16 protein-coding genes are annotated in these 13,960 nt (G+C 34.2%); 13 read left to right on the top strand and 3 right to left on the bottom strand.

All coding sequences use genetic code 11. The annotated features are described in order from the left end of the window. The first annotated feature begins 225 nt into the window (after positions 1-225). Together MHH45_RS05145 and MHH45_RS05140 are read left to right on the top strand one after the other, a co-directional pair. Positions 226-861, top strand: coding sequence for an FMN-dependent NADH-azoreductase (locus tag MHH45_RS05145; protein ID WP_016131387.1), 636 nt, complete (start codon positions 226-228; stop codon positions 859-861). A gap of 111 nt (positions 862-972) precedes the next feature. Beyond that, entirely contained in the window at positions 973-1,692 is a 720-nt protein-coding gene (locus MHH45_RS05140; RefSeq protein ID WP_016131388.1) for a lysophospholipid acyltransferase family protein, read from the top strand. A 36-nt stretch (positions 1,693-1,728) separates the two neighbouring features. Here the strand turns inward: MHH45_RS05140 and trhA are convergent, their stop codons facing one another. Beyond that, on the bottom strand, positions 1,729-2,385 hold the full coding sequence (trhA, locus tag MHH45_RS05135; RefSeq protein WP_016114703.1) for a PAQR family membrane homeostasis protein TrhA: 657 nt from the start codon (positions 2,383-2,385) through the stop codon (positions 1,729-1,731). A 192-nt stretch (positions 2,386-2,577) separates the two neighbouring features. On the opposite strand from trhA, the gene tatA reads away from it, so the two are divergent. The 4 genes from tatA to MHH45_RS05115 all read left to right on the top strand — a co-directional run bounded on the left by tatA (position 2,578) and on the right by MHH45_RS05115 (position 4,947). Continuing rightward, positions 2,578-2,742 carry a twin-arginine translocase TatA/TatE family subunit gene (tatA, locus tag MHH45_RS05130; RefSeq protein WP_001132888.1) on the top strand — a complete coding sequence of 55 codons (165 nt, stop codon included), beginning with the start codon at positions 2,578-2,580 and terminating at the stop codon, positions 2,740-2,742. Between the two features lie 74 nt (positions 2,743-2,816). Continuing rightward, positions 2,817-3,545, top strand: coding sequence for a twin-arginine translocase subunit TatC (tatC, locus tag MHH45_RS05125; protein WP_016114704.1), 729 nt, complete (start codon positions 2,817-2,819; stop codon positions 3,543-3,545). A gap of 154 nt (positions 3,546-3,699) precedes the next feature. Then, the gene (locus MHH45_RS05120; RefSeq protein WP_000605583.1) at positions 3,700-3,951 is read left to right on the top strand and encodes a DUF2535 family protein; all 252 of its coding nucleotides are present in this window, start codon (positions 3,700-3,702) and stop codon (positions 3,949-3,951) included. Positions 3,952-4,104: 153 nt separating this feature from the next. Beyond that, complete coding sequence (locus MHH45_RS05115; protein WP_016131390.1) at positions 4,105-4,947, top strand: DegV family protein; 843 nt, start codon at positions 4,105-4,107, stop codon at positions 4,945-4,947. Between the two features lie 288 nt (positions 4,948-5,235). On the opposite strand, the gene MHH45_RS05110 is transcribed toward MHH45_RS05115, so the two are convergent. After that, positions 5,236-6,207 carry an MBL fold metallo-hydrolase gene (locus tag MHH45_RS05110; protein WP_016131391.1) on the bottom strand — a complete coding sequence of 324 codons (972 nt, stop codon included), beginning with the start codon at positions 6,205-6,207 and terminating at the stop codon, positions 5,236-5,238. A 344-nt stretch (positions 6,208-6,551) separates the two neighbouring features. On the opposite strand from MHH45_RS05110, the gene MHH45_RS05105 reads away from it, so the two are divergent. Beyond that, positions 6,552-7,136, top strand: a complete 585-nt coding sequence (locus MHH45_RS05105) for an SCO family protein (RefSeq protein ID WP_016131392.1) — start codon at positions 6,552-6,554, stop codon at positions 7,134-7,136. Positions 7,137-7,190: 54 nt separating this feature from the next. Here the strand turns inward: MHH45_RS05105 and MHH45_RS05100 are convergent, their stop codons facing one another. Next, positions 7,191-7,658 carry an Hsp20/alpha crystallin family protein gene (locus MHH45_RS05100; protein WP_016114708.1) on the bottom strand — a complete coding sequence of 156 codons (468 nt, stop codon included), beginning with the start codon at positions 7,656-7,658 and terminating at the stop codon, positions 7,191-7,193. A gap of 217 nt (positions 7,659-7,875) precedes the next feature. Between MHH45_RS05100 and asnB the strand changes: the two genes are divergently transcribed. The 6 genes from asnB to MHH45_RS05070 all read left to right on the top strand — a co-directional run bounded on the left by asnB (position 7,876) and on the right by MHH45_RS05070 (position 13,689). Beyond that, positions 7,876-9,777: an asparagine synthase (glutamine-hydrolyzing) gene (asnB, locus tag MHH45_RS05095; protein WP_003197399.1), complete on the top strand. Its 1,902-nt coding sequence runs from the start codon at positions 7,876-7,878 to the stop codon at positions 9,775-9,777. Between the two features lie 143 nt (positions 9,778-9,920). After that, positions 9,921-10,280 carry a GNAT family N-acetyltransferase gene (locus MHH45_RS05090; protein WP_016131393.1) on the top strand — a complete coding sequence of 120 codons (360 nt, stop codon included), beginning with the start codon at positions 9,921-9,923 and terminating at the stop codon, positions 10,278-10,280. Between the two features lie 56 nt (positions 10,281-10,336). After that, positions 10,337-10,666: a hypothetical protein gene (locus tag MHH45_RS05085; protein WP_016114711.1), complete on the top strand. Its 330-nt coding sequence runs from the start codon at positions 10,337-10,339 to the stop codon at positions 10,664-10,666. A gap of 100 nt (positions 10,667-10,766) precedes the next feature. Further along, the gene (locus MHH45_RS05080; RefSeq protein WP_088093902.1) at positions 10,767-11,762 is read left to right on the top strand and encodes an N-acetylmuramoyl-L-alanine amidase; all 996 of its coding nucleotides are present in this window, start codon (positions 10,767-10,769) and stop codon (positions 11,760-11,762) included. 298 nt (positions 11,763-12,060) lie between these two features. Continuing rightward, positions 12,061-12,939 carry a D-amino-acid transaminase gene (gene dat / locus MHH45_RS05075; RefSeq protein ID WP_016131395.1) on the top strand — a complete coding sequence of 293 codons (879 nt, stop codon included), beginning with the start codon at positions 12,061-12,063 and terminating at the stop codon, positions 12,937-12,939. 102 nt (positions 12,940-13,041) lie between these two features. After that, a complete protein-coding gene (locus MHH45_RS05070; protein ID WP_033671151.1) occupies positions 13,042-13,689 on the top strand; it encodes a nitroreductase family protein in 648 nt (215 codons plus the stop codon). The last annotated feature ends 271 nt before the right edge of the window (positions 13,690-13,960 follow it).

Raw genomic sequence — 13,960 nt, 5'->3', positions numbered from 1 at the left:
AGCTATCTCCTTAAAAAAGGAGATAGCTTTTTTCGTGAAGATTGAATAATAAAATGTGAATATTCAATGAAATGGAGATAGGAGAATTATCTACTTACGAAAAAAAAGTAGCTATTTTTTATTGACAGAAAAAGAATGTTTTTGTATTATACTTACATAAGGTAAGTTATTTACTTTTTATTAAAAATCTCAAATTAAAGATAATTATTAAGGGAGAGAATAAAAATGACAAAAGTACTATTTATTACAGCAAATCCAAATTCAGCGGAAGCATCTTTCGGTATGGCAGTAGGGGAATCATTCATCGAAGCATATAAAAATGAACATCCACAAGATGAAGTGGTAACAATTGATCTATTTAACACAACTGTACCAGCAATTGATGCAGAAGTATTTGCAGCTTGGGGTAAATTCGCAGCAGGTGAAGGCTTTGAAACGTTAAGCGAGAGCCAACAACAAAAAATTGCAGCAATGAATACAAACTTAGAAACATTTATGAATGCAGATCGTTATGTGTTTGTAACGCCAATGTGGAACTTCAGTTATCCACCAGTAGTAAAAGCATACTTAGATAACTTATCTATCGCAGGTAAAACTTTTAAATATACTGAAAACGGACCAGTTGGTTTACTAGAAGGGAAAAAAGTACTTCACATTCAAGCTACAGGTGGCGTTTACTCTGAAGGACCATACGCAGCAATGGACTTTGGCCGCAAGCATTTAAATGCAGTATTAGGATTTATGGGTATATCTGATGTAGACTACCTTGCGGTTGAAGGTATGAATGCAAACCCTGAAAAAGCACCAGAAATTAAAGAAGCGGCAATTGCAAATGCTCGTGAATTAGCAAAACGTTTCTAATATAGAAAACTCAAAAATGTCCAAACGCTTGTCGTTTGGACATTTTTTCTTCTTTTTCCTTCGTTTGTCTAGTATAATGAAGGACGGAATGAGAATAAGTGGGGGTTCTATATGATTCAAACGTTTTTTAAAATCTTTTATTTAATTGTAATTGTAATTGGTATTACACCGAGATTATGGCGTATAAAACGAAAAGCACAGACAATGTCGCCACAAGAAAAAGATCGTCTCGTGTATAAAACGACAAACTGGTTTGGTAAGAAAATGGTTCGTGTAGCTGGGTCGACTGTACAAGTAAATGGAATTGAAAATGTGCCGAAAGATAAACCGGTCCTTGTTGTAAGTAATCATCAAAGTGATATGGATATTCCAGTCTTACTTGGGTACTTGAATAAACCAATTGGATTTGTTTCAAAAGCAGAAATTAAAAAATTTCCGATTGTACCAACTTGGATGGAATTGATGAATTGTGTGTTTATGGATCGTAGTAATCGTCGGCAGTCGCTCCAAGCTATTAAAGATGGAATTGAACTTTTAAAGAATGGACATTCTATCGTAATTTTCCCAGAAGGAACGCGCAGTAAGGGCCGCGAAATGGGGGAGTTTAAAGCAGGAAGTTTTCATCTTGCTGTAAAAGCCGGAGTAGCTATTTTACCAGTAACTGTAGACGGAACATATAAGATGTTTGAGGCGAATGGAAATCGCATGAAGCCTGCTCATGCAACAGTAACCATTTCTAAACCAATTACACCTGAGCAATATGCAAGTATGGATATAAAAGAATTAACACAGTATACGAACGATATTATTGCAGCTCAATTACATAAGTAATAAAAAAGTCTCAGCTTGAAAAAGCTGAGACTTTTTTTATGCAACAGGCAATACATAAAACAAGACGCAGAAGAACATCATTGCACTACCACCTAATACAAAAAGGTGCCAAATTGCATGGTTGAAGGGCAGCTTTTCCCAAAGGAAAAATATAGCCCCTACTGAATATAGAATCCCACCGATTAACAATAGTGAAAATCCATGCCCGGTTAAATTTTCATAAAGTGGTTTAATAGCGACGATAATGAGCCAGCCCATAATGATATAGCACAGTGTTGACATTTTAATAAAACGGCGTACAAAGAAAATTTTGAAAATAATTCCACCGATGGCCAGCGTCCAAATAATTGCAAGTAATGTCCAGCCGAGTGGCCCTCTTAGAGTAATTAGTAAGAATGGTGTATACGTGCCGGCAATTAAGAGATAGATGGCCGAGTGATCTAAAATCGTAAATAATTTTTCTACTTTCGGGTGGTGGATGCTATGTAATAGCGTAGAAAACAAATATAGTAGAAACATGCTCACGCCGTAAACTGTAAATCCAACAATAGCAGATACAGTACCATGCTTTGATGCATGCATAATTAGTATTATTAATGCAGGAATGCTTAAAATGGCACCGATGCCATGGGTAATCGCATTGGCAATTTCCTCTTTTACGAATTGCGTCATTCGTGTTATTTTTTGAGTCATAATTTGATTCCTTTCATGTTTGATGAAGTAAGGTGTAATTTCCTTTACCATATCATATACATAAGAAATAGAAAATGAAAATTGTTTAAGTGATTATATTTTCAAATTTTTTTGACAAAAGCTAATGGATGCATTGACGTTTACAAACTTTTTTGACAAAATAAAATTAAGTGAGATTAAGGAGGAAGTCATATGCCAAATATTGGGGTTCCGGGTTTAATATTAATTTTAGTACTCGCTTTAATTATTTTCGGTCCAAAAAAGTTACCTGAAATTGGACGAGCTTTTGGGGAAACATTAAAAGAGTTTAAAAAGTCTGCAAAGGGTTTGCATGATGATACGGAAGAAAAGAAATAAATTTCACTAGGTTATTTTGTTTCTATGCTATATAGCGAGTGGGGAATGTGGTGATAAGAGTGGACAATCAAGAGATGAGTGTCATAGAGCATCTTGGAGAGTTAAGAAAGCGACTCATTATAACAGCGCTGACGTTTCTGATTTTTATTGTCATTGGCTTTTCGTTTACGAAAGAAATATATAATTTTATCGTAAAAGATTTAAATATGAAATTAACTGTTTTAGGTCCAAGTGATATTTTATGGATTTATTTTGTGATTGCAGCTGTCTTTTCAATTGTATGTACAATACCAGTTGCAGCTTTACAAATTTGGTTATTTGTAAAACCAGCCCTACATGAACATGAGCGTAAAATGACAATTCTGTATATACCGGCATTATTTCTATTATTTATTGGAGGGCTTTGCTTCGGCTATTTTCTGATTTTACCATTTATTTTGCAATTTTTAATGAGTCTTGGTGATGATATGTTTCAGACAATGTTTACGACGGATAAGTACTTTTCGTTTGTGATGAATATGACAGTACCATTTGCTGTGATATTTGAACTTCCTGTCGTTACGATGTTTTTAACTAGCATAGGTGTTCTTAATCCAATAGCACTACAAAAGGTGAGAAGATATGCGTATTTTATTTTAATTGTAATTGCTGTTTGTATTACACCACCAGACTTTATTTCTGATTTTTCAGTAGCGATACCACTTCTTGTAATTTATGAATTAAGTATTACAGCATCAAAGTTTGTGTATAAGAGGAAAATAAAAAGAGAAATGAATACAGAATCAAAAAGTGCCTCATTATAAAGGCACTTTTTTTATTTATTTGTTATACTATACTTATAACTGTATACAATATAAAGAAGAAAAAAATTATAGAATCTCCGAAATTTAGACAAACTTTTCACTATTGTAAGTTTATACTGAAGTTATAAATCCAATAAAAAAGAGGATTGATATCGTGATTATGAAAAGTTTTTATTTCACTCATTCAACAGGGAATTGTATCAAAATATTTGAAATCCCTGTCCTACAAGCACAACACCCATTAGCATTTCTAATTCAGTCACGTCTTCAACTATTTATTGCTAAAATTCAAAAACAAAAACAACCGAGATTCTCATACTCTTTTCGCGAATATTTACAAAGTTGCTTAAAGTGGAATGATTATTCAAATGTATATCAAACAAACTCGCTTGAAAAAAATGCATAGTCTAAAATAGAGGCAGAGCAAATAAGCTCTGTCATTTTCTTTTTAGACATAAAAATCAAAGAAATTTGTCAGAAATTACTTCAAACTGTTGAAAGCATTGTGAATACTAGTATAATAACAAGGAGAGCGTATTGGAAAGGGAAGAAGTAAAATATGCAAAAAATTAAAATTGTTACAGACTCAACGGTGGATTTATCACAAGATGTGATTCAAAAATATGATATTCATGTTATTCCATTGTCCATTTCTGTAAATGGAAAAACATACTTAGATCGTGTAGATTTACAGCCGGATGAATTTATTGAAGAAATGCAAAAATCAGAAGAATTACCAAAAACATCACAGCCAGCAGTCGGATCGTTTGTTGAAATGTATGATCGTTTAGGGGAGGACGGTAGCCAAGTTCTTTCCATTCACTTAACGCATGGTTTAAGTGGGTCAGTTGCAACAGCTAATACTGCAGCAACGATGACAGATACGAAAGTTACAGTGGTAGACTCATTGTTTATTACGCATGCTTTATCATATCAAGTAATTGAAGCAGCAAAAATGGCGAAGGAAGAACGTTCTTTAGAGGATATTTTAAAGCGTGTTGAAGAAGTTCGTAAAAATACTCGTCTATTTGTAGTTGTTGATACGTTAGAAAACCTTGTAAAAGGCGGTCGGATTGGAAAAGGAACAGCTATGATCGGATCTTTATTAAACATTAAGCCAATTGCAAGTATTGATGACGGTGTATATAATCCTGTCGCGAAGGTACGCAGCCAAGGTCAAATTGTGAAAACATTGATAAAAATATTTGAGGAAGATATAGCTGGTAAAACAGTAAAGGCGGTAGCTGTACCACATGCGAAAGCATTACCGTTAGCGCAAAAAATGAAAGAAGCAGTTGAAAAAATTAGTGGATTTACACAAACGGACATTTTTTACACAACGCCTATAATTAGCACACACACTGGTGTAGGGGCAATCGGATTTTCATATTTTGCTGAATAGAAAAAGAGCTACTTGAGGGTAGCTCTTTTTATCTTTTCATCTACAGCAACATTTTAAATGAATGAGACTATTTAGGAGTGAGGAAGAAGTTCTATTAACTGAGATGTTATAACTGATTGTAATAGACAATGATAATCGTGATAATGGCGCTTATTGAAATCATAAAGCGTCGTTGTAAATACTCCCTCATATAATATTCCTTTCTCCTTTTATCGGTTCTTATATGAACAGAAAATCAGTAGTTCATTAAAGCCTTAGTTTATAATATGCATAAAAGGGGAAAGGGATTTATAATTTTGCGTGTTCCTTTATAGATTCTTTTTCCTCAGAGGGCATTTTTTCTGGAAAATACGTTTGACCAAGAAATAATACGTGAAGTTGTTCCCAAGATAACATACGTAAATTCCAGTTGTTACGAAGTCGGGTAATCGCTTCTCTAGGTGTCTCATCAGCAAGTGCAAATGTACCGTAATGCATTGGAATGAAATGCGTTGCTTTTACGTCTAAAAAGGCTTGCACTGCTTCCTCGGGGGAAACATGTGATATTTTCATAAACCATTCTGGTTCATATGCACCAATAGGCATTAAGGCGATATCAATAGAAAATCGGTTGCCAATTTCTTTAAATCCTCGGAAATAGCCACTATCACCACAAAAATAAATTGTTTCATCTGTTGTACTATTATCGATAACCCATCCACCCCAGTGGGAAGTATTCATATCAAACAATGATCTTCTTGTCCAGTGCTGCGCCGGTACGAAGTGAAATGCTACATCATTAATTTTTGTGAATTCCCACCAATTATATTCTTCTACTCGCATAAACTTTTTTCTTGTAAATAACTTTTTTAATCCAGTAGGTACTAAGTATAGAACATCTGAATTCAATTGACGAAGTGTGGAAAAGTCCAAATGGTCATAATGACCGTGTGAAATGAGGACAATATCAATCTTAGGTAATTCCTGTAATGTAAGGCCAGGATTCGTTAGCCTCGGTACAAGCTTTATTTTCTTTGACCATACTGGATCTGTTAAAATGTTGAGCCCGTTTGTTTGTATAAGGAATGTTGAGTGACCTATCCATGTAATTGTTGTTTTTTCAGTGTTCGTTCGTAAAAACTGGCTACTCTTTACAGGTGATTGTTCTACTAGATAAGAAAAATCTTTTTTGTTTTGTTTTCGTTCTTTACGCCAACGTAAAAAAGAACGAAGTGGTTTTTTTGTACTAACATTATCCATGTTTTCATAGCGGTTTGCCATGAACATCACCTCATTTAAAATCTTTGTAGTTGTATTGTATCGAAATGTTGTAAAGGAAAAAAGTGAGGGAAATTGATTAACGATTAAAAAATTGTAAAAAATAGTGTGGATATCTTTACAAAGCGAGTGACTTATTGAAAATTATTGTGTAAAGAGACAGGAAGGAGATAATTTTAGTAAACAATGAAACAGTTGTCTAGTAATTCGCTCGAAAATAGGAAGTAACATACCTAAATTCGTACGATTTCGTGAACAAATGGGCTAAACAATTTTCGCATAGTGTTTACTTTTGTTATGATAAACATGTCATACATAAATTTAGGAAAGAGAAGAGAGGTTTGAAAATGAAGCGTTATCAAAAGCTGATTGGTCTCATAGTTGTTTTTTGCTTCTTTATACTTGCAGGATGCGGCTCAGGATCAAAACTCCGTAAACCATTAAATTGGGATTTAGAAACTTTTCAATACATAAATCAAGATGGTAAGAAGTTTGGTACAAAAGATTTAAAAGGGAAAGTATGGGTAGCTGATTTTATGTTTACCAATTGTCAAACGGTTTGTCCTCCGATGACTGCGAATATGGCAAAGTTGCAGAAGATGGCAAAAGAGAAAAAGTTAGATGTTCAATTCGTTTCGTTTAGTGTAGATCCTGAACTTGATAAGCCAGAGAATTTGAAAGCATTTATACAAAAGTTCACAGAGGATACAAGTAATTGGAACTTGTTAACTGGTTACTCATTGGAGGATATCACGAAATTTTCAAAGGATAATTTCCAATCGCTTGTAGATAAACCAGAGAATGGGCAAGTTATCCACGGAACATCGTTTTACTTAGTCGATCAAGAAGGCAAGGTAATGAAAAAGTATAATGGAATTAGCAAAACACCGTATGAGGACATTTTACGTGATATGGAGCGACTCTTGAAATAAAAGAAGGATGCCCAGCATCCTTCTTTTTGTATATGGAAAATATATATATAATGGTTAATCTATGGATAAAATATCGTGCTGTTGTGGAAGTTTTGGAGCGCGGATTTCTAAAATGCCATTTTGATAGGAAGCTTTTGTACTTTTTTTCTTAATTAAATATGGAAGCTTAATCATGCGAGAAGCTCCTGACATGGATCGCTCACGGCGATAGTAATTATGTGAAACTTCATCTTTTGTTTCTTCCATGATTTCTTCAGTAACAGAGATTTTTAAGTATTCACTTTGAATTTCTATTTGGATTTGTTCCTTTTGAACGCCCGGGAGTTCTGCTTTTATGACCAGTTCTTCTCCAGTTTCATATAGGTCGACAGGGAATGTTAATAAGCGGTTTCCTTTTTGAAAAAAGTGATTCATATCCGCAATTACATCACGTAATGGCGTTTGTTCAAAAAAATCATCAATTTGTTTTAAGTAACTACGAATTGGTGGACGAGACGAAGATTCTTTTTTTTCATCACTCATGTTTTTGCCTCCTAGAAATCAATTTGCAATATCATATGACAAATGTGCGCAAATGTGAGTGCCTATTTTTCATGTTTACACAAAAAAATTGGGTAAAATGTGAAATAGAGTGATTTTTTTATAGTTTTTATCGCCATATCGAGTTGATTATGCTAGTATAAATAGGGTTGATATAGTAGTATAGAAACAGAATGAAAACTGAAAGAGGGTAAGAAGTATGTGTGGTTTTGTAGGATGTTTATGTGAAAACCCTAGAGAGTTTTCAGAAACAGAAAAACATCAATTTGAAAATATGAATACGATTATTTTCCACCGTGGTCCAGATGACGAGGGATATTTTCGTGATGAACATGTACAATTTGGCTTCCGCCGTTTAAGTATCATTGACTTAGAGGCAGGACATCAGCCGCTAACTTATGAAAATGATCGATATGTAATTATTTTTAATGGTGAAATTTACAACTATGTAGAATTACGTGAAATGCTACTTGAAAAAGGTGCAACATTTGCAACGCAATCTGATACAGAAGTTATTATCGCATTGTATGCACACATGAAAGAGAAATGTGTAGATTACCTACGTGGTATGTTTGCATTTATGATTTGGGATCGTGAAGAAAAGAAACTTTTCGGTGCACGTGACCACTTCGGTATTAAGCCGCTATATATCGCGCAGCAAGGTGATACAACATTCTTTGCATCTGAAAAGAAAAGTATCATGCATGTTATGCAAGATAAAGGGGTAAATCCAACTTCTCTGCAACATTACTTTACGTATCAATATGGACCAGAACCAGAAACATTAACTGTTGATATTAATAAAATCGAACCTGGTCATTATTTCGTAAAAGAAATCGGTAAAGAGATGGAAATTCATCGCTACTGGAAACCATATTTCAATGCTTCAAGTGCGACAAAAGAGGAGCACATTCAAGCGATTCGCGACGTATTGTATGATTCTGTAAAAGTTCATATGCGTAGTGATGTACCAGTAGGTTCATTCTTATCTGGTGGTATCGATTCATCTATCATTGCGTCTATCGCAAGAGAAATGAATCCAAATCTTCTAACATTCTCTGTTGGTTTCGAACGCCGCGGCTTTAGTGAAGTTGATGTAGCAAAAGAAACGGCAGAAAAGTTAGGCGTTACAAACCATAGTGTCTTCATTACAGCGAAAGAATTCATGAACGAATTCCCAAAAATTATTTGGCATATGGATGATCCTTTAGCTGATCCAGCTGCTGTACCGTTGTACTTTGTAGCAAAAGAAGCGCGTAAGCATGTAACAGTAGTTCTTTCTGGTGAAGGTGCGGACGAGCTATTTGGTGGATATAATATTTATCGTGAACCAAACTCGTTAAAAATGTTCTCTTATATTCCTACTCCAGGAAAAAGTGTCTTAAAAGCATTAAGTGGAGCATTAAAAGAAGGATTTAAAGGGAAAAGCTTCTTAGAACGTGGATGTACACCAATTGAAGAACGCTACTATGGTAATGCGAAAATCTTCCGTGAAGAAGAAAAAGCTGAGTTAATGAAGTATTACAATGAAAGTGTTAACTATATGGATATCACGAAGCCATTGTATAATGAAATTAAAGATTATGATGATGTAAGCAAAATGCAATACATCGATATGTTCACATGGCTACGCGGAGACATTTTATTAAAAGCTGATAAAATGACGATGGCAAATTCATTAGAACTTCGTGTGCCATTCTTAGATAAAGAAGTGTTTGACGTTGCGTCTAAAATTCCAACAGAATTAAAAATCGCAAATGGAACAACAAAAGCAATTTTACGTGAAGCAGTGCGCGGAATCGTTCCAGATCACGTGTTAGATCGTAAAAAGCTTGGATTCCCTGTACCAATTCGTCATTGGTTAAAAGATGAAATGCATGACTGGGCTGTTAATATTATTAAAGAAAGCAAAACAGAGCATTTAATCGACAAACAGTATGTATTAAACTTACTGGAAGCACATTGTGCAGATAAAGGCGATTATAGCCGTAAAATTTGGACAGTACTTGCATTTATGGTATGGCACCAAATTTATGTTGAGCATAAATATGATACAAATGAGTTTCATGAAGAAACAAAGCGTGCGTATAGCTTAGTATAAAGTGAAACTGGCATCCGCCACTGATTATTAGCCCACCAATAGTGGGATAAATAAGAAAACCTTAAGATTGCATACGATCTTAAGGTTTTTTTCATAAATACGTATTGTAGTTGATACAATAATAATAAAAGGATGGACAAAATATGATTACGTTTGAAAAAGTGAGTACAGAAACAAAAAAAGTTGTTGAAGAAATGTTTGCTTCTCATGGTTTGAATATAAAGGAAGTTCAATATTGTATAAAAATTGATGATACATATATTGGTGTAATTGATTATACCGTTCAAGGTGAGCGTGCTATATTATCTAATTTAATAATTCATTTTGATTATCAAGGTTACGGATATGGAACGAACACTTATTTTACATTTGAAGAAATGATGAAGAGTAGAGATATGAAAGATATCAAGGTGTTACAAGGGGATCTAACTAAACAAGCTAAATCTTTTATAGAGGGACTCGGCTTTATATGGAACGGTGAAATGTACATAAAACGCTTCTAAAAGGAAAGAAGTTAACTAAGGAAAGAAATGAATATAAGGCAGGTGGATGTATGACGATGACGTCTGGTTTTTTACTAATAGGGAGTTGTTTTATAGGAGCAGAACTATGCCAAATTTTCATCCGGAAAATGATGCGTAAAAAGCGTAAACCGTATGAATGGCAATACATTCCGGTATTTTTTATTCTGTTTTTTACTTTGTATGTATTGCAAAATGCAATCCACTTTCCACCGATATTGAACATTTTTTTGAAGTTTGGCTTAATATATAGTGGCAGTGGAATGGCTATTCTATTTTGTTTGTTTTGTATACGGCATGTTCATTATCAGTCGTACATATTTATTTTAAATTGGCTCAATCGAGATGATGGAAACCGCCTTACATAAGGTGGTTTTTTTGTTTGTTTTGTAACCAAATTTTTATGTTGTACATAAAATAGGACGAGCATAAATATAAGCTCTATTAAATATAGAAAGGAAATGGTATATGAAGCTAGTTATAGATGCAGGTCATGGTGGATACGATTCCGGTGCTGTTGGAAACGGTTTGGTTGAAAAAAATCTAACACTTCAAATTGCTAAGCGTGTTCGAGATATTTTACTTGCAAATTATGCAATTAATATTAAGATGACGCGCGATAGTGATGTCTTTATCTCATTATCAGAACGTGCAAATATTGCTAATTCTTTCGGAGCAGATTTTTTCATCTCATTTCATATTAATAGTGGCGGTGGAACAGGTTTTGAAAGTTATATTTATAATGGACTATCAGATAGCAGTTCTGCAGCAGCCAAGCAACAAAAGATGCATGCAGCAGTTAATCCTGTTTTAACGAAATACGGTTTGCGTGATCGTGGTGCAAAAAAGGCCAATTATGCAGTACTAAGGGAAACAGCTATGGATGCTTTATTAACAGAAACAGCTTTTATTGATACAACATTTGATGCAAATTTATTAAAAAATCCGCAGTTTATAGAAGATTTATGCCAAGCATATGCAAGAGGAATTGCTGTAATCTTAGGATTAACGGCAAATCCAAACCCACCAAATCCAGAACCGCCAAGTCCAGCTCCTCAAACGATAGGAATAGCCTATATTCGAGGAAAGAACGTGAATTTAAGAAGCGGCCCATCAACATCATCCTCAGTGATTCGTCAGTTGAATTCTCCAGAATCGTATGTAGTTTATCAGGAAAGTAACGGTTGGCTAGATTTAGGGACAGGCCAATGGATATATAATGATCCATCGTATATTGATTATGTGAAATACGGAAATAGTGATGGAAGTCCGATTGGAGTGGCGAATATTCGAGGGACGAATGTGAATTTAAGAAGCGGTCCATCAACATCGTCTTCAGTTATTAGAAAGTTAAATTCTCCAGAATCCTATTTAGTATACGCAAATCAAAACGGTTGGCTAAATCTAGGAGGAAATCAGTGGATATATAATGATTCATCTTATATCAAATATGATCAATATTAAAATATAAAAGATTATCAATAGAATTGAATGACACCCTGCCTTGAATGTCTTGCAAACAGAAGAACTTAGAGGGAGGGCTTTTTGTGAGAAAATAATATATTAAAATTATAGACGTGCTAATTGGACTTATCATTGTAATAGCTATGCAATTCGTGTTGAAAAGGGCAAGTCAAAACATGTGTTATGCACATTATGTATTGATTGAAGTGACAATTACTTTTGTTAAAACAGAAAATTCTTTATATTTAATGCGAATAAGTTGTAAAATGAAAATAATTATTAGGAAAGGAGTGGTAATATGGCAACAGGTGTTCATAAAGATTGGATTTTGTTTAATGGAAGAATTGTGAATACGAAGAAAGAACAGCCAATGGTTGCATTAGAAGAGCGAGGTTTACAATTTGGTGATGGTATATATGAAGTGTTTCGTTTATATAATGGGAAACCTCACCTACTAGATTTACACTTAGAAAGATTCTTTAAATCTATGAAGGAAATTCATCTTGTTCCACCTTTTACAAAAGAAGAATTAATTGAACAACTTCAGCAATTAATTGAGAAAAATCAATTTCAAGAAGATGGGAATGTGTATATTCAAATTTCAAGAGGCATGCAGCCACGAAATCATGTATATGAATCAAATCTAGAGCCAACTTATTTTGCAAACATTGTTTCATTCCCGAGACCGCTATCTCTATTGGAAAAGGGAATAAAAGTAACAGTGGAAGAGGATATTCGCTGGAAGTTTTGCCATATCAAATCTTTAAATCTTCTTCCTAATATTATGATTAAGAATAAAATTAATGAAGAAGGGTATCAAGAAGCGATATTAGTTCGAGATGGAATTGTAACAGAAGGATGCCATTCGAATTTCTTTATTATAAAAAATAATAAAGTGATTACGCACCCAGCGGATCAACTTATTTTACATGGAATTACTCGTCATCATGTCATTTCATTAGCAACAGCTCTACATATTGAAGTAGAAGAGCGAGAGTTTTCATTACAAGAAGTTTACGAGGCAGATGAGTGCTTCTTTACAGCAACGCCCCTTGAAATACTCCCTGTCATTCAAATTGGAGACGGATCATTCGGTAATGGTGAACGGGGACCTGTCACAAGGAAGTTACAAGAAGCTTATGAAGAAAGCATCGCTACCTTTAAAGTAATAAATTGAATGCGCAAGAAAAATGAAGCTGGTATTCCTCCAGCTTTTTTTCGTGATATAATCAAGCATAGGACAATTTTTGAAAACGCTATAAAAGGGGATTTTATGTATATGAATTATGAAGCATTTAAAGAAGTAATTCACGGACGACGCAGTGTTCGGAAGTTTACAGAACAAGAAGTATCTGTTGGTGACATAGAGGAAATTATTGATTGTGCTCGTTATGCTCCAAGCGATACGAACTCGCAAACGTGGGAATTTATTGTTATTATGAATCGGGATAAAATTAAAGAAATTGAGCAAATGACATGGGATGCTTTACATAAATTGGCTGAAAAAGCAACGGGAAAAGGAGAAGAAAAAGCAGGAAAATTACTTACGCGTTCGTTTGGACCGTATGCAACTGCTTTTTCTGATGCACCGGTTTTAATCGTATGTTTAGCTACACCATATGAGTCAAAGTTTCGTGAAAAAATATTTGATCCAATTGACTTCGTTCCAGATTCAGTATGGGAAGAAGAGGGGATTAAGAGTAGTTGTTTAGCTGCGCAAAATTTAATGTTAGCAGCATATGCAAGAGGTCTTGGGACTTGCCCGATGACAGGGCCGGTGTTATTAGCTCAAAATGAACTGCGACAATATTTACAAATTGAGCCTGAGAAACAAATTAATATGGTAATTTCGCTAGGGTATCCAAAAGATAAACCGAAGAAACTTGCTCGAAAAGAAGTAAAAGATATTACAAAGTTTATTTTGTAGGATGCTATGTAAAAAAGACATCGGATGTACCGATGTCTTTTTTATGAAGTAGATTTGTTAATTAATTTTTAGGCTTTTATTGTTCAACAAAATAATCAAATTTGATTTTATACTGATTGTAATCTTTTAAACCATACACGATTTGTTTCTTGCTATCGATTAAACCTTTCAACAGATTAGAATCTAATACACAGTATGAAACATCTATAATTATTCAACATGAACCTTCTCACAATATGATTTGTTATGAAAAGAACCTTTGTACTAGATT

The organism is Bacillus sp. FSL K6-0042 (assembly GCF_038006685.1).
GTDB lineage: Bacteria > Bacillota > Bacilli > Bacillales > Bacillaceae_G > Bacillus_A > Bacillus_A pseudomycoides.
The sequence above is the reverse complement of the archived record's forward strand: the minus strand, read 5'-3'. Positions and strand labels throughout refer to the sequence as shown.